This window comes from Companilactobacillus baiquanensis (genome assembly GCF_003946605.1).
Taxonomy (GTDB): Bacteria; Bacillota; Bacilli; order Lactobacillales; family Lactobacillaceae; genus Companilactobacillus; species Companilactobacillus baiquanensis.
Genome location: NZ_RHOQ01000004.1, coordinates 120340 through 137412, shown reverse-complemented (window position 1 = coordinate 137412; position 17073 = coordinate 120340). Strand labels below are relative to the sequence as shown.

The window sequence follows — 17073 nt, the reverse complement described above, 5'->3', positions numbered from 1 at the left end:
TGAGACAGATTAATGGTTCTAAACTAAATGAAATGACTTACTTCTAAAACAGTCCAATAGGTTACAGCCCGCACATAAAAGGTTCTAAACTAAATGAAATGACTTACTTCTAAAACTACTAATTATCAAGATTATAGTAAAGTTTAGGTTCTAAACTAAATGAAATGACTTACTTCTAAAACGTAAAGAGATAAAACCTAAAAGAAGTAATTGGTTCTAAACTAAATGAAATGACTTACTTCTAAAACCACCTACTTAACGTTAACTTTAAGTATCAAATCTAACGTGATCTTCATCAATAGAGTAAACTTTGAAATTTACTTTATTACTTTTAGTGACCATTCGATATGACTCCATACTAACAACGGTGATTTCATTGGCTTTAAGGTACTCATTCAATTCATTTAATTGGTTAATATTTAAAAGGCGTTCTAAACCATGGAATATTAACATTGTTTTATTACTGAAATCTCTATAAAATTCTATAACCGACTGAAGTTTATCATAATAATTCCGCCAATTGCCAGTGTCTATTTTAAGATTTTTAGATTTAACTATTTTTTCTAACGCAGGTGATGACTCAAAATCAAATATTTCATCATAGCTACTAGTCATATCCATTATTAATTCATTTAAGTTTTGGTTTATTTGATCACTTTTTTCTTTGTAAATGATTGAGTCGGAAATTATTTTCTTTAATATATTTTTGGTATTGTTAAGGCTGTTAATGTTATATTCAGTCAAGTCACCAATTAGAGCTACTTTCTTTATAGATGATTTTAGCTCATCAGAAGAATCTGTATAAAAGTGAACATACTGGTCGACATCATCCAAAAAAGTTTCGCCATTTTTAAGGGAGTTCAGTTGAAAAATCAATTTAGAAAATTCATCTACTGACTGGAAATTTAAAAAATTAATACCATCATAAATTTCAAACGGTTGGTAGGGGTATATTGTTATAGTTTTATTTTTCATATAACCACGATCCTGTCGAATTTATTTTCAGGTTCGGTATTTTTATCACCGGCTATAAATCTCATTGCTGTGAATTGCTTTTCAGTTATTATCATTGATTGAATTACACCCTTAGTTGGTGCAAACATTGCTATGCGATTATCTAATAATTTTGCTGCTTGTTTATCAATAAGTATGCAAGTATAAATAGATTCTTGCATCATAGTAAAACCTTCATTAAGTAGAGACTTTCTAAATTGTCGATAATTTCTTCTATCTGTTGATGTTAAAGTTGGCAAATCAAACATAACCATTAATCTCATAACTCTACACCTCATCTGGAATACCTACTTTTACAAAGTTATCTTTTTTTGAATCCATGAATTTAAAACAATATTGAATGTGTTTTGTTATCGCATTTCTTATTAAATAATTTTTTCCATCGTATTTTATTTCATGATTCAAGACGTCAATTAATCTTAATTTATTATCTAAATTGAATTCTTCGTCTCTAATTTTTAAAACCTCTAAATCAAAGAACTGTCTAAATGGTTCCATTAAATCACTCGATAAATTGAAATCATTTTGAAGACTGTGATGATGAATTCCCAGTTGAGTCAAATATCCTTGAGAAGCTATCTCTTGATTAATTGTTGATAGTAAGACAGTGTAACCATAATTAAGCATTACATTAGTTATTTCGTCATGATTTCCTCTAGTAAAGTTGTTCCCAAAGATTGCTGGAAAATATTTCATGGCTATTATTGCTTCTCGATTAGAATGATCGTTTTCTTCGAGTTGATTTAGTTCTTCAACTACTTCTGAAGTGTTTAGATTGAAGATCTTCATTATTTTAATTTGATTTTCAATTTTATTAGTAACTATTTCTGTCCATAGTTGTTCTTTTTTTGAAATCGACCAAGAAATCTGTTTTTCAATATTTTGGTTCCTTTTTAAATTTGAGTAATAAGGTGTTAATTCAGAACAGGGATCATGTTCGTTATCACAGAAAATCACTTTTATATCTTGTTCCATTAATTTGGCAATTAAGTAACTGGTGATGACAGTTTGAGTTGTAGATATCATTATGCATCCAATTTGGTGGAAAGGAATTGTTTTGACTTCAGTTGCGGTTTGAATTAGTAAATGATTAGCTTTGTAACTTAGTTTTGATTTGCTAGAAATAAATATTGTTTTCCATCCCATAATAAGCTCCTAAGATATTGCTATATTTGTAGAAATAAATTACAATAAACATGTTCTAAACTAAATGAAGTGACTTACTCAAGTTAAAATCAACATTTATGTTAATAGTCCTTATCGATGACTCCCGCGTGGGGGTCTTTTTTTTTACCCTTTAATCTATGTGAATGCTGGTTTTATATAAACCTGTAGGTGATTCATGAATAATATAGGTGCTAGAAATTTTGATTCCGTTAGATTTTCTTCCAAATCTATCAGTTTTTATAGATCCAAAGTTTAAATCGGCGTTTCTAGAATCTGCATGTAAGAACTTTACCAATTCCAAAAGAGTCTTAATTTGAGCTTTGCTATCAAGTTCCTTAAATGCATCAATATTATCTGCCAGTCTTTTATACTCTGATTTATAAAATGGATAGAATTCTTTCATTTTAGAAAGTATGTGGGTATATATATTAGGTAAGTAATCTGAATTATACTCGTTTAGTATAAAACGATAATTATCCGGAGAAGAACTAGCCAACAGACTTAATAAGGCAGTTTCTTCAAAGGGAAGCATGAGTTGCTGAGCGTTAACAATTTCTGTTGCAGATTTTAAAGATAAGTATCCATTTTCTTTGCTATATATTAATTGACCTACAGGTATTTTTTTAAGAATAATTTGAATATCTTTTTTATGCTTAGTGTTATCAGAAATCCACTTCTTTAAATCAATTCTGTTTTTTTCTATTTCATTGCCTATTCGAGTAGGGATGGTAATTAGTTTGTTCTTTCCGTCTATCTCTACTAATGAAATATATGATGTAGTGTCTCCCGTATATCCACCATAAATATGTGGATCAAGATCCTTTTTTCGTGGAATTAATTTTTTGCCATTATGGTTTGTAATGGTTTGATTAAATAACACCCCATCTTTTGTTTCATTGCGTTTTGTAATATTAAATTGTCTATATTTGAAGGTTTTACTTATTTTATCTTTAATTGATTGATCCCAAATGATTTCTCCACTTTCTTTGTTTACTTGATTTTTTCCATTGAACATAGAGCCGATAACAAATCCATTTTGTGAATAATAGGGTATCTTACCATTTTTCTTACGTGTTTTTTTCTTTAAATCTTCGAAAAATTTTGAGTATTCGCCATAGGTTAAGCGCATGTTATCCTTTGGATATTTTTTTAGTTGATAAGTTCCTACAATAGTCGCAATATAAGCGTCTTGAGCATGATGGTTATCATTTATATCTCTATATTTGACAAATTCAGGATGTTCAAAATGATATGTTTCCTTGTTTAAGTTACTAAAGGTCCGTCTGAATTCTGATCCCAAATTAGCTCGAGTCTCGATAACTTTAGTATCTGGATAAACTTTATCTATGATATTGGCAACGTTTTTAATCATTTGCGATGTTTGAACCAATTGACGTTTAATAAATCCCTTCTTTTGTTCTTCAGTAATTTCAGTTCTAGTTAGATTTGCAAATTTTTTAGGGCCTATTAGTCCTGATTTTTTTAGATACTGCCAACGATTAATATTTTTATTTATAATATCTGATTCAAGTAAAAGATCATTGGCTTTTCTTTGATTTTCTGAAGCTTTAACAAGAGCCATATTTTCTAGAGAATTATCTTTAATATAGGATTGTGGCAAAATATGATCGATCTGATAATCCGTTGTAAATAATTTGTTTATATCAATTTCATTATTACTATAAAGGCTTTTACCCATTTGTAGGAAATACAGCATTAACCTTGTATTAGATAGTTCTGCTTTATACTCTTTCATTAAATTTTCAAAATCTTTAGTGGGATAGAGCGAATCCTTTAAGTTGGGTTCCAGATTGGCGGCAATATTTTTGATCTTTTTATATCGCTTGTTAAGCTGGTTATACCTAGATTTTGATAGTACAGATTTTTCGTCTTCACGAGTAAACTCGATAAAGATATTTTTTGGATTATGCTTCATAAATGTAACTAACTCTTTCACGATTATTAGTGATTGCCAAATACTACGTTTTAAAGCAGGAGATCCATGAAGTTCTTTAACCATATCTAATTGAGATTTTTCATCATTTTCATTAATGTTGAATTCTTTAATTTGTTCTTCAAAATTATATTTATCACTGTTTATTATTTCCATAAAATTACTTCTAGTTAGCCACATTAAATCTAAGATAGAGTGGTCAGTTGGTTGATGTTCATTACCAATTTTTTCGGATGTTACAAAGTTCGTTAGAAGTTTTTTTGATAGTCGTCCCCAACCTTGATAGCGTGTTTGAACTAGTTTGCTTATTTGGTTATCTGAATAATTATGTTTTGAATTTTGCAATTTTAATTTTAGGATATCTCTGTCCTCAAAAACTGTCTGCCACTCCACTAGTTCTTCTAATTGATTCAAGTTTTTCCGTTCGTCAACAAAGCTTTTTCCAAATATCGCTACAAATTTATGATATGTGGATAAACTTGATAAAAATTTAGTTTTATTTGCTAATCCTGTAATGGCTGGTGATGTATAGTGACTTTCTTTAATTAACCAATCTACTAATCTTTTGGACGTTACTGTTATATATTTCTTGAATAATTCATTGTAGATAGATTGTTTCATTTCAGTTGTTAGGCGATTACCCTTTTGAATAGAATCAGGATCGTCAATGATACGGATATTATTCAATTCACTTAATACTTCGTATTTCTGATATATCAAACTATTTTTAGGAAGTACTGGTTCACCAATCAGAAATGTATCAGTTGCAGTCATTCTACGAATAAAATTATTGGAGGATTTTTCACGATCGACTTTTTCATCAAAGTTCCATGGCCGAATTGCGCCAGGTTCTTTTCTAACCATCCAAGAAAAATCGTTTATTTTATTATTTTGATTCTTGATATTTAGTGGTCCTACGTAATAAGGAATTCTAAAGTTGATAAGTGAAAGGATTTTATCTTTATTTTCTTTTAGAAATGGATAATAAATTGACTGATTATCAATAATCTTAGTTAATTCCATTTCATTCAACTGATAGGGAATAGTTCCATTATCTCTAGTCCTTTGTTTTAAAAGATAGTTTCCACTTTCTATTTTTTGAAGTGCTTCTTTTGCAATTGGGTCATCTATTTTGGGTAGATATTTTTTTAGATCCTTGTAGAAATCATCAACTTTATATTTACCTGGTTTAACATACTTACCCGGTTTAATATATTTACTATATGAATCTTTAATTGATGAGACTAATTGTTTGTCTTCAACTTTTAGGAGGATATTTTTTAATTTTATCAAGTCTTCATGATGATTTTTATAAGTATCTACTTTAGCGAAACTTATATAAGTATTATCACCAAGGATATCTTTTAAAGTTATCGCACTGTATATTGCGTTTGCAGAATCTATAATCTCCATTTGTTCATCATTTAATACATCTGCGCAGTCTGCCATTTCGGATTCCGCTTTTGGTGATGAAAATTGGAGTTCCAATTTTTCTGATATTTCCAAATTGAATAGTTTCACTAAATCTACTTTGAGACCAACCAATAGATTGAAAATTATTTTAGAAATGTTTTTGCTGAGCAATGTTGTATCTATTTGATTGATAATGTTTTTAACCTTACTACTAGGGCTCCAGTCTCTTTTTAGTAAGGTAGTGCTAATTGTTTTAAGATTTGTTTCTCCAGGTAATGATATTCCTAAGATACTTAATGCTGAATTGAATTCTTTTAAACTACTTTCTAATCCTTTACCCATTTGTGATACATCAAAATTTTGATGTTCATAGGTGAAATTTCCACGATACTTTAAAATGTTATGGATTGCCAAATAGACTAATCGAATATCAGCTTGTTCTTTATTTTCAATTAGTTCTTTTCTTAAATGGAAAATTGTTGGATATTTGTTGAAGTAATCTTTATCATTAAAATCTTTGTCAATAAATAAATTATAAGGATCACGTTCTCTATCTGTATCTTTTTTTGAAACCCAAGAATGTTTCATACGATTCAAAAATCCAGGATCTTTTTGAAATAGTGCATCAGAAAAAATTTCATCTAGCCAGTTTAGTCGATTACGTCGCCTGCGATATCTTCTTCTAGCGGAACGATTCAGTCTACGGTCCTCCGCAGTTTCTGCTTCTTCAAATTTTCTAGCACCCCAGAGATTCATCTTTTTAGCTTTTAATAAATTATAGTTATCATCAGATATTGCCCATCCTACCGAATTAGTCCCAATATCTAATCCAATATTGTAAACAGTCTCTTTTCTATTCATATGATCAGACCTCCATAAATTAACAATTTAATAATACCAAATGTTAGCGGGATTTATTGCGGAGATAAGGAATTAATTGAAGCGATTACAAATCATTAACAATTAAACTTATATTAGCTTTTATTTGTTTCACAGCTCTGTTATAATTTTTCGTGAACAAGAATTGGAAAGCTGGGTAATTTATGCAGATCCCTAAAGAAGGAGATTACGTAGCAATCCAGAGTTATAAGCATGATGGTCATTTACATCGTACTTGGCGTGAAACAATGGTGTTAAAGACAAGTGAAAACGAAATAATTGGTTGTAATGAGAACACTCTTGTTACTGAATCCGACGGTCGTCGTTGGGTCACAAGAGAACCAGCACTAGTTTATTTTCACAAGCACTACTGGTTCAATATAATAGCTATGATTCGTGAGAGTGGGGTTTCTTATTATTGTAATTTAGCGACACCATTTGCTTTAGACAAAGAGGCCATCAAATATATTGATTACGATTTGGATGTTAAGGTCTTTCCTGACGGAGAGAAGCGTTTACTAGATGTAGACGAATATGCAGCCCACAGCAAAATGTGGAATTATCCGCCAGAAATAGATACGATCTTACATCACAATGTGGATGTTTTAATCGATTGGATCGATAAGGGAAAAGGTCCATTCTCACAAGCTTATGTTGATCTATGGATGCAACGATACAAAGAATTGTCGCACCATTAGGATTGCTCGATATACAAAAAAAGACCGCGATTGCGGTCTTTTTTTATTTTCTAATTTTCAGCTTCAAGTGAGATTCCGGATAAGAAATCCTTAATTCTAGGAGTAGGATTCTCAAAGAATTCTTTAGTTGCTCCGTCAAATACTTTATTACCATCTTCAATGAAGACGATTTTATCAGCTACTAAACGAGCAAATTCCATATTATGAGTAACAATTACCATCGACTGTCCCTCATTAGCAAGTTTCTCTAAGATTTTCAAAACTTGTGTTTCAAGTTCGGGATCAAGGGCACTTGTAGGCTCATCCAATAGAACATATTCAGGATTGATAGCTAACGCACGACAAATGGAAATACGTTGTTGTTGTCCACCAGATAACTGACTAGGATAACGATCCTCAAGTTCAGCAAGTCCGACTTGTTTCAATAGTGATCTTGCTTCCTTTTTAGCATCGTCTTTTGACATTTTTAAAACAGTTATTGGAGCAGCTGTAATATTGTCTAAAACAGTTAGGTTAGGGAAGAGGTTCCAGTTTTGAAAGACCATACTGGTTTTTCTACGCAAATTGAAACTATCTTTTTTCGAGATCGCTCCTGCATAGTCAATTGACAAGTCAGGAAAACTGACTGATCCGCTCTCTGGACGAACTAGTAGATCTAAAGAACGAAGTAAAGTTGATTTACCTGATCCTGAAGGTCCTAGGATGACTGATGTTTTACCACTAGGGAAATCCACACTGATGTCATTCAAAACGGTTTTGCCTTCATATTTCTTAACAATGTTTTTCATTGAAATCATTATGCTTCACTTCCTTTAACGTATTTGGATGTTCTGCGCTCTAGGTAATGTTGCAACCAGCTAAGCAATGTACAGATGATTGCATATAAAGCAGCGGCTAAAGTATACATTAATAATGGTTGGTAATTTTTAGCTGTGATTTGTTGGCTGACTTGAAACATTTCCAAAATAGTGATCGAACTGGCCAAAGATGTATCCTTTACTAAACCAATAAATGAATTGGATAGTGGAGGAAGTGCAATTCTGACAGCTTGTGGCAAAACAATTTTCATTAGTGTTTGTCTAGTTGAAAAGTTCAAAGTATAAGCTGCATCCCATTGATCCTGCGGTACAGATAGTAGGGCAGAACGAATAGTTTCAGATGCGTAAGCTCCGGTATTTAGTGAAAATCCAATTACGGCGGCTGTAAAAGCAGGTAATTGGACACCAATACTTGGCAATCCAAAGAATATGATGAACAGTTGAACTAGTAAAGGCGTTGAACGAAATAGCCAAACATAAAAGTTGGCAATACCTCGTAAAACTAAATAAGGATAACGAATAGCCTTATTTTCACTAGGCTCAATAAATTTAATTAGTGCTGTTAAAACGGCTAGGATCAATCCTAGGATAAACGATATGACGGCTAAAGGAATAGTAAACTGAAGCATTGCCCCAATCATTTCCGGAAGCGACGTTATAATAATATTCCACATGGAATAATAAACCCCTCTCGCTGACTTAAATTAGAAATTATTTTTTAGTAATATCATCTGTAAAGTATTTCTTAGATAACTTAGTTAAAGTACCATCTTTTTCGAGCTTCTTAAGAGCCTTGTTCACTCTGTCACGTAAGTGCTTTGAGTTCTTATTGTAGATAGGTGCGATCTTAGATGTTTCTATCTTACTTGATGGAATTTCAATATAGTGCAAGTCAGTATCTTGGTGACCATCTTTCTTCCATGTTAAGAATGATTCTTTAGAGTTAATAGTACCGGCAATACGTCCTTGATCGATCATTGATAGTGTTGTTTGGTAATCTGATGATGGAACTACATCGGCACCAAATTTCTTAGCTTTATTGTAGTTATCAGTACCAGTACCTTCACCTAACTTCTTACCTTTAACATCGTCGATCGATGTGATCTCAGTATTGTCTTTTTTAGTAACAATAACAGATCTTGAGTAGATGTATGGTGTTGAGAAAATATATTGTTTCTTACGTGAAGCATTGATAGCAACGTTGTTGAAAACAACATCAAATGTCTTGGAATTTAATCCAGCAATAAGTGAATCCCACTTTGTTGGAACAAATTTAACTTTAAGATCCAATTCTTTAGCAACATCTCTAGCTAATTCAACTTCAAATCCAGTTAGTTTACCTTTTTCACGATAAGAATAAGGTGCAAAGGTCCCCTCAAGTCCAACTGTTAATGTTCCCTTAGTCTTAGTGTCGTTTTCGGCACTATTGCTTGAGCATCCGCTTAATACCAATATAAAAGCAAATGCTGCGGCTATGATTAACGCAATTCGTTTCTTCATCTTAAGTAATCTCCCAATTATAAAATTTTCCAGTTTCTATTTTCTCACAAATAGTAATATGTTTAAAAAGATAAGCCTTTAAACTTTACTTTTGTGGAAGAATAATATCTGATGGTTTTACTTCATCACCAAAATATGGTTTCAATTGACTGTTGTAGTCGTCTGTAAAGAAACTTTGTTTATTTAGTTTCTTGATTTCTTTGTTAGTCCAATTTAGTAATGACTTGTTGCCCTTCTTAACAGCAGGTGAGATGTATTGATTAGGTCCAATGTTTTTGATACCTACAGTATATGTAGGATTATTTTTTACCCAAGCGTATAGATATGAGTTATCATCTGCCAAAGCTACACCACGATTATTCTTTAAAGCATTGAATTGTTGTGTTTTAGAATCGAATTTTAGTAAGTCGACATCTTTTTGTTTAGATGTGAAGTAGTTTTCAGCGGTAGTTCCTTTAGTAACGATCAAATTTTTGCCTTTAAGTTGATCAACTTTAGTAATTGGGTTGTCCTTTGGTGATACGACCCCAACTGAAACTTTCATATAGGCTTTAGCAAAGTCAACAACATCTTTTCTTTCAGGTGTAACAGTGAAGTTTGCCAAAACAATATCTACTTTATTAGAATTCAAAGCATCAACACGATTATTCGCATTTACTTGTACAAACTTAAGTTTAACATTTAAATCCTTAGCAATCCTTCTTGCTAAAGTAATATCGTAACCAACTCGCTTACCATCTTTATTTACCCAACCATAAGGTGGCAAATCGCCAAAGACAGCAACTCGAATGGTACCACGTTTCTTGATCTTTTCAACACTGCTAGGATTGTTACTATCAGCACTAGATGAAGAAGACGAACCACATCCCGCTAGGATCAATGTAATACTGGCGATTATTCCGACCAGTGCAACTAATTTAACCAATAATTTATGTTTCATAATATTTTCCCCCAATATATAAACTAAAAATTCATACTTTGTAAAAATTCTTTAGCTTGATCAGTAGCTGGATTCTTAAAGAATTCTTTTCCCGGAGTATCTTCAAGAATACTGCCGTCTTTCAAGAATAAAACTCGATCAGCTATTTGTTGTGCAAAATTCATTTCATGAGTGACGATGATCATAGTCATGTCGTCTTCATCAGCTAGATCCTGAATAATGTTTAAAACCCCACGAACCATTTCTGGATCAAGTGATGCAGTTACTTCATCAAAGAGCATAAATTCTGGATGTAGTGCAAGTGCTCTGACAATGGCGATTCTTTGTTTTTGACCACCGGATAATTGTCTAGGATAGACATTTTTATAATCCAATAAGTCAACTTTCTCTAATAATTCGTCAACTTCTTGTTTTACCTCATCAACGTTTCTTTTTTGTACTTTAGTTGGTCCCAACAAAATATTGTCTAAAACAGTTAGGTTAGGAAAGAGGTCGTAACTTTGGAAGACCATTCCAATTTTTTGTCGTAACTGTTGCCAATTTTTTTCGTTTGGAATAACTTTTTTATTTTCAAAGGTTATTTCACCATTTCTAAAGTCCTCAAGACCGTTAAGACATCTGATCAAAGTACTTTTTCCTGATCCTGAGGGTCCAAGTAATGTAATAACTTCACCCTTAGAAATGGAGAAGTTGATGTCGTGTAAAACATGTTTCTTTTGATAATACTTTTCAAGGTGTTCGACCTTTAAAACCTCATTCGCCATTTGCCTGCTCCAATCTCTTTTTCTCTAAACGTCCGGCCCACCATGATAATGGGTAGTCGATCAGAAAATATAGTAAGAATATTAATCCATAGATCCAAAAAACTCCGGTTGGATATTTTTGATTATTAGCTTCCACGATTTGTTGACCGATATTAACAACGTCCATGACACTGATCAGCATTAAAAGTGAAGTAGTTTTGATAACTCTAGTTACTAAGTTGATCGTTGCCGGAAGTTCCAATTGAACTGCTTGTGGAACTAAAACGTAGCGGTAAAGTTGGAATCTATTTAGACCGATGGCTAAGCCAGATTCTTTTTGATGGATCGGGACAGAAATTAAAGCTCCACGGACAATATCACTCATTTCTGCTGCGACCCATAAAGCAAAGACAAGTGTTGCCACTTGAGTACCTGGCATATGGAGATTCATTTGCCTTGGCAAAATATAATAGAATAAGAATAATAAAACTACTGTTGGAACGATTCTGAAAAATTCAAGATATATTCTTAAAATAAATCTTAAAATTGGATTGTGGAAAGTTCGCAGTATTCCTAAAATAACGCCGATAATCAAACCAATAATAATTGCTACAGCAGCAATTTTAAAAGTGGTCCACATTCCTAACAATAGGCGTGTGAGATTTGTTCCCTCAAACAAAACGTTAATTCCCGAATGTGCCATAACGAACCCTCCTCTCCAAAAGTGTCAGAATAATTGATAGTGGAATTAAGATGATTGCGTATGCAACAACTAAGACGAATAAATATTCATTTGAATTGTAGTACAGACCGATCAAATCCAATGCAGTATTGGTTAATTCCGGAATTGCAATAACGGTGAAAATCGAAGTTTCCTTGATCAAAAAGATAATGTTTGCGGCTAAAGCAGGGATGCTCAATGCAAATCCTTGTGGAAAGACAACATATCTTGCTAGTTGCCAACGATTAAGTCCGATTGCTTTACCTGACTCAACTTGTTTTTTACTAACTCCATTAAATCCACCACTGAATCCTGCTGCCATGTAACTTCCACCCAAGAAGATCAATCCGATGATCCCACAAAGCTGTGCACTCATTTTTATGCCCATAGCTGGAAATGCGTAGTACAAGAAGAATAACTGAATCAACAACGGTGTATTTCTAGAAATTTCGATATAGACTTGAAGAACTTTATCTAAAACTGGAATCTTAAAATATTGTACTAAGCTGCAAATTATACCAACAATAGCTGAACCAACGATTCCAATCAGTGATAGGTAGAGCGTTAAGATAAAGCCTTGTTGAAACATTGGCAAGCTTTGTTTGATAATTTCAAAACTCATTTGTTTCCCCCCTCCAGTAGGTAATAAAAAAAGGAGAGCTGACTAATGTCAGCTCTCCTTAATTGTTTACACTACGTGTTTTATTAATTGAGAGTGGTATTAGGCATGCCGAAATAGTATAGTAATGTATTTTGCATCATTACTACACAACAACATGCTTGCATTTGTTTTACGTTGTTAAAATTTGTCATGTCTAAAACCTCCCTTGATTAATTTGATGTCTAAAGACTATTATTAAAATTTCTCTAAGTCAAGTGTTTTTTTTCTCATTTTCCTTTTTTACTAGAATATATGGAAAGAGATTCAAATTCTAAATACGATGCTAAAGTTAGTGACACAACGAGTATCAGCACTAACCAGCCGATTGCAGAACCGATAATTGTTGATAATGGAATTAATTTTGCAACGATATAAATACTTGCGATCGATAAAAGAAAATCAACAATTAAATTTAAACCGATAGTCGTTCTTTTGCGTTCAAGGATAAAGAAATTTATTAATTCTTTGAGCGGCTTTTTAGTTGATGATCGATACATAATTAAAACCGGACGTTGAGCGATAACTTTGACGGCAAACATTCCAAATGCACCGACAACTCCACCAGCGATTACTCTCCACGTTAGAGCGTGTAGGACTAGGGCGTTATATGCAATACCCACGACACCTAAACAAACTATATATGGAATGATAAAAAAGAAAAGATAAATAACTGCAATTTTCTTATTAGACATTTCTAGTACCTCAAATCTATTGATACCTTAATTCTAGCATGAAAAAGCTTTATTGTTGAAAACTTTAACACCTGCTATAATGATTCTATCAATTTTGTTTAAAGTTCTTTATGAAAGAGAGTGGAAATTTAATGAGTGATGATCCTACCGGAGCGACGCTTTTAGGTCAGCTGATCTTAATTGTTGTTCTAACACTTTTGAATGCCTTTTTTGCTGCTGGCGAAATGGCAATTGTCTCAGTTAATAAAACGAAGGTGGAGGAGAAAGCCGATAATGGTAACCGTCGGGCTGTTAAGGTTTTAAAAGCAATCAATAATCCGAATAGTTTCTTATCAACTATTCAAGTAGCAATTACTTTAGCAGGATTTCTTTCATCTGCTAGTGCTGCAACAAGTTTAAGTACTAGATTTGAAAGTTTGATCGGAACTTTCCCGGGAAGTCGAGAAGTTTCTATTATTGTTATTACAGTGATACTTTCTTATATATCACTAGTATTCGGTGAATTATATCCTAAAAGGATCGCATTACATCGTCCATACCAAGTGGCAAGTTTTACAGAACCAATGATCACTATTTTTGGTAAATTTTTAAAACCGTTTGTCTGGTTGTTGACGATTACGATTGAACTCTTGATGAAGATAACACCAATTGACTTTAGTCAAAAAGATGAACCAGTAAGTCGAAATGAAATGCTTGCAACTATTCAAAAGTCACGTCAGAGTGGAACGATAAATTCTGACGAATTTGAGATGTTACAAGGGATCATTCGCTTTGGTGATAAAACAGTTCGAGAAATCATGGTTCCTCGAATTGATGCTTTCATGATCGATATAAATGATCCTATCAATGAAAATATTGACGCCATTTTAAATCAACCGTATTCTAGAATCCCGATTTATGGTGGTGATAAGGATAAAGTTATTGGGATCGTTCATATTAAGGATCTTTTAAAAAAGGCTCGTGAGTCCGGATTTGATAATATTAGTTTTAATGAAATCATGACGGAGCCTCTATTTGTTCAGGAATCAACTAACATTGACGCTGTCTTATTAAAGATGCGTAGCACACAAACACAAATTAGTATGGTTGTTGATGAATATGGTGGAATTGTTGGATTGGCAACGATTGAAGATATATTAGAAGAAATTGTTGGTGAGATCGATGATGAGTATGATGAAGCCACTTCTAATTATCAACGTATCAGTCCTAATAAATATTCTGTTTTCGGTCGTTTATCAATTGAAGATTTTAATGATATGTTTGACGAAGACATTCATGTGGATGATGTGGATACCATCGCAGGATTTTTAATTATGAACGTTGGAGAAATTCCCGACAACAATCATCCTAAATCATTTACCTTGGATGATGGAACCGAGTTGACCTCTGGTACAATGGACGGTTCAAAAATTGAGGATGTCATCGTAACCATCCCAAATGAAAAAGTAAAAACAGTTACAGGCAACATGTTTAAGAAGAGTTATTAGGAGATAATATGGAACAAAAACAATTAGAAAATGAAGTTAACAAGCGTAGAACATTTGCAATTATTTCTCACCCGGATGCTGGTAAGACAACAATAACAGAGCAAATGCTCTATTTTGGTGGGGTAATTCGTTCTGCCGGTACCGTTAAAGCCAAAAAATCAGGTCAATTTGCGACAAGTGACTGGATGGAAATTGAAAAGAAGCGTGGTATTTCAGTTACTAGTTCTGTTATGCAATTTCACTATCATGATAAAGACGTTAATATCTTGGATACTCCAGGACATGAGGATTTCTCTGAAGATACATACCGTACTTTGATGGCGGTCGATGCGGCTGTCATGGTTATTGACTCTGCTAAGGGTATTGAGCCACAAACAAAGAAGTTATTTAAAGTTGTTAAAAAACGTGGTATTCCTATTTTTACATTTATGAACAAACTAGATCGAGATGGTCGTGATCCGCTTGATTTAATCGCTGAACTTGAAGAATTGCTTAATATCGAAGGCTGTGCTATGAATTGGCCGATCGGTATGGGTAAGGAATTAAAGGGCTTGTACGATATTGCTAATGAACGCATTGAACTTTATCGTAAAGAAGGCGATGACCGCTACCTTCCATTAACTAATGGAAAACTTCCTGCTGGAAATGAAGAATTAGAAGGCGAAGGAGTTTATGAACAAGCTGTTGGTGAAGTAGATTTGATCAAAGAAGCTGGGAATAGTTTCGACCTTGAAAAAATCAAAAAAGGTGATCAAACACCAGTCTTCTTTGGTTCAGCACTAACTAATTTTGGTGTTCAAACATTTTTGGATACCTTCTTAGATATGGCACCAGCTCCAGCAGAACATAAAATGCAAAATAGTGATGAAGTAGTTAAGCCTGATGATCCTGAATTTTCAGCTTTTGTCTTCAAAATTCAAGCTAATATGAATCCTAATCATCGTGATAGAATTGCTTTTGTGCGTATTTGTTCAGGTGAATTTGAAAAGGGTATGGATGTTACCTTGCAAAGAACTGGTAAAGTCATGCGTTTAAATAACGCCACTGAATTTATGTCTGATCAAAGAGAACAAGTTAAGACTGCCGTTGCCGGTGATATTGTTGGACTGTACGATACTGGTAATTTCCAAATTGGCGATACCATTTATACCGGTAAGAAGTCGATTCAATTTGAAGATCTTCCACAATTTACACCAGAAATGTTCATGGAAGTTCAAGCTAAAAATGTTATGAAGCAAAAATCTTTCCACAAGGGAATGCAACAGCTTGTTCAAGAAGGTGCTGTTCAGTTGTATAGAACTTATACGACTAATGATTATATCTTAGGTGCCGTTGGTCAATTGCAGTTTGAAGTTTTCCAATTTAGAATGAAAAATGAATATAACTGTGATGTTATTATGAAACCAATCGGTTCTAGAACCGCCCGCTGGATCGATCCAGAACAACTAGATCCAGCAATGTCATCTACTAGAAATATGCTAGTGAAAGACTTAGATGACAAGCCATTATTCTTGTTTGAAAATAGATTTGCTGAGAATTGGTTTGTTAATAAATATCCAGATGTTAAGTTAACTTCTAAGTTGTAGAAGACGTTTTTCGAGCATTAAGGCGAAAAGATCCAGTAATCTGATTTTAGATTACTGGATCTTTTCATTTTAAGCGGAAAAAGCTATGTTTTGTTCCACGTTTATGCTGCATATTTCGAGACAAAATAGTTTTGTCCAAGACTCTTTTTTTGGTTTAGACAGAAAGAAATAAATCAATAATCGTATTCACGACGTAAAATAGAATGACAAGCTTCATCACAGACACCATTATTATTTAACCCTTTGTCGCGCAAGATTCCCTCAAATCTCATGTGACATTTCGTCATTACTCGTCCGGAGTTATGATTATTATCGTCATGCTTAGCTTCAATGCGGTTAACATCAGTCATTTCAAAGAGAAATTCAATTATACGTTCCAAAGCTTCAGGGGTATAACCGTTACCCCACCACTTTGATCCAATACAATAGCCGATTTCCATTGTATAAGTCTTCTCCTCAATATTTACGACTGATATGGTGCCAATTAATTCATTGGTATCTTTAATCACGATCCCCCAGTCATATGTTGAGGGACTAAGATAATCTTTTTCCTTTTGAATTAAAAAATCTTTAGCAGTTTCCACTGATTTATAGGTTCTCCAACTTAAATATTTAGTAACTTTATAGTCACTTGCCCAGTTATTGAACATATCTTCAGAGTCCTCGATCGTTAAACGTCTAAGTATCAGACGTTTTGTTTCAAGAGGAATGGTTCCAACTTGTTTCATTCCATCATCTCCCAGAATTAATTTCTATTTTAGGTCATTTAAAACTATTAGCAAAGTTTGATGTTTTGCAGA

At 33.1% G+C, this 17073-nt stretch carries 16 protein-coding genes and 1 CRISPR repeat array (1 of these 17 only partly in view); of the genes, 3 read left to right on the top strand and 13 right to left on the bottom strand.

The features are described 5' to 3' along the window. A CRISPR array of direct repeats spans positions 1 to 248; the repeat unit is 36 nt; unit sequence GGTTCTAAACTAAATGAAATGACTTACTTCTAAAAC; it reaches 2033 nt to the left of the window's first position. Between the two features lie 19 nt (positions 249 to 267). The 4 genes from csn2 to cas9 all read right to left on the bottom strand — a co-directional run bounded on the left by csn2 (position 268) and on the right by cas9 (position 6409). Then, entirely contained in the window at positions 268 to 975 is a 708-nt protein-coding gene (gene csn2 / locus EKM77_RS07855; RefSeq protein ID WP_125593503.1) for a type II-A CRISPR-associated protein Csn2, read from the bottom strand. Then, entirely contained in the window at positions 972 to 1277 is a 306-nt protein-coding gene (gene cas2, locus EKM77_RS07850) for a CRISPR-associated endonuclease Cas2 (protein ID WP_125593502.1), read from the bottom strand. Before cas2 ends, csn2 begins: the two co-directional genes overlap by 4 nt. Positions 1278 to 1281: 4 nt before the next feature. Then, positions 1282 to 2160 (bottom strand): type II CRISPR-associated endonuclease Cas1, encoded by an 879-nt coding sequence (gene cas1 / locus EKM77_RS07845; protein ID WP_125593501.1) that lies wholly within the window; start codon positions 2158 to 2160, stop codon positions 1282 to 1284. A gap of 151 nt (positions 2161 to 2311) precedes the next feature. Continuing rightward, the gene (gene cas9, locus EKM77_RS07840) at positions 2312 to 6409 is read right to left on the bottom strand and encodes a type II CRISPR RNA-guided endonuclease Cas9 (RefSeq protein WP_125593500.1); all 4098 of its coding nucleotides are present in this window, start codon (positions 6407 to 6409) and stop codon (positions 2312 to 2314) included. Between the two features lie 182 nt (positions 6410 to 6591). On the opposite strand from cas9, the gene ntdP reads away from it, so the two are divergent. Continuing rightward, positions 6592 to 7125, top strand: coding sequence for a nucleoside tri-diphosphate phosphatase (gene ntdP / locus EKM77_RS07835; RefSeq protein WP_125593499.1), 534 nt, complete (start codon positions 6592 to 6594; stop codon positions 7123 to 7125). A 50-nt stretch (positions 7126 to 7175) separates the two neighbouring features. Here ntdP and EKM77_RS07830 read toward each other — a convergent pair whose 3' ends face one another. The 8 genes from EKM77_RS07830 to EKM77_RS07795 all read right to left on the bottom strand — a co-directional run bounded on the left by EKM77_RS07830 (position 7176) and on the right by EKM77_RS07795 (position 13200). Then, complete coding sequence (locus EKM77_RS07830; protein WP_125593498.1) at positions 7176 to 7922, bottom strand: amino acid ABC transporter ATP-binding protein; 747 nt, start codon at positions 7920 to 7922, stop codon at positions 7176 to 7178. Continuing rightward, positions 7922 to 8617 carry an amino acid ABC transporter permease gene (locus EKM77_RS07825; protein ID WP_125593497.1) on the bottom strand — a complete coding sequence of 232 codons (696 nt, stop codon included), beginning with the start codon at positions 8615 to 8617 and terminating at the stop codon, positions 7922 to 7924. Before EKM77_RS07825 ends, EKM77_RS07830 begins: the two co-directional genes overlap by 1 nt. A gap of 37 nt (positions 8618 to 8654) precedes the next feature. Next, positions 8655 to 9443 carry a transporter substrate-binding domain-containing protein gene (locus tag EKM77_RS07820; RefSeq protein ID WP_125593496.1) on the bottom strand — a complete coding sequence of 263 codons (789 nt, stop codon included), beginning with the start codon at positions 9441 to 9443 and terminating at the stop codon, positions 8655 to 8657. An 85-nt stretch (positions 9444 to 9528) separates the two neighbouring features. After that, positions 9529 to 10383, bottom strand: a complete 855-nt coding sequence (locus tag EKM77_RS07815) for a transporter substrate-binding domain-containing protein (protein WP_125593495.1) — start codon at positions 10381 to 10383, stop codon at positions 9529 to 9531. A 23-nt stretch (positions 10384 to 10406) separates the two neighbouring features. Then, positions 10407 to 11147, bottom strand: coding sequence for an amino acid ABC transporter ATP-binding protein (locus EKM77_RS07810; RefSeq protein ID WP_125593494.1), 741 nt, complete (start codon positions 11145 to 11147; stop codon positions 10407 to 10409). After that, positions 11137 to 11829 carry an amino acid ABC transporter permease gene (locus EKM77_RS07805; RefSeq protein WP_125593493.1) on the bottom strand — a complete coding sequence of 231 codons (693 nt, stop codon included), beginning with the start codon at positions 11827 to 11829 and terminating at the stop codon, positions 11137 to 11139. The genes EKM77_RS07810 and EKM77_RS07805 overlap by 11 nt, the downstream gene beginning before the upstream one ends. Continuing rightward, positions 11810 to 12469, bottom strand: coding sequence for an amino acid ABC transporter permease (locus tag EKM77_RS07800; RefSeq protein ID WP_125593492.1), 660 nt, complete (start codon positions 12467 to 12469; stop codon positions 11810 to 11812). The genes EKM77_RS07805 and EKM77_RS07800 overlap by 20 nt, the downstream gene beginning before the upstream one ends. Positions 12470 to 12735: 266 nt before the next feature. Continuing rightward, on the bottom strand, positions 12736 to 13200 hold the full coding sequence (locus EKM77_RS07795) for a hypothetical protein (protein ID WP_125593491.1): 465 nt from the start codon (positions 13198 to 13200) through the stop codon (positions 12736 to 12738). 131 nt (positions 13201 to 13331) lie between these two features. Here EKM77_RS07795 and EKM77_RS07790 point away from each other — a divergent pair, with 131 nt between their 5' ends. Further along, a complete protein-coding gene (locus EKM77_RS07790; protein WP_125593598.1) occupies positions 13332 to 14687 on the top strand; it encodes a hemolysin family protein in 1356 nt (451 codons plus the stop codon). An 8-nt stretch (positions 14688 to 14695) separates the two neighbouring features. Beyond that, a complete protein-coding gene (locus EKM77_RS07785; RefSeq protein ID WP_125593490.1) occupies positions 14696 to 16273 on the top strand; it encodes a peptide chain release factor 3 in 1578 nt (525 codons plus the stop codon). A 173-nt stretch (positions 16274 to 16446) separates the two neighbouring features. Here the strand turns inward: EKM77_RS07785 and EKM77_RS07780 are convergent, their stop codons facing one another. Further along, positions 16447 to 17001, bottom strand: coding sequence for a GNAT family N-acetyltransferase (locus tag EKM77_RS07780; protein WP_125593489.1), 555 nt, complete (start codon positions 16999 to 17001; stop codon positions 16447 to 16449). Between the last annotated feature and the right edge of the window lie 72 nt (positions 17002 to 17073).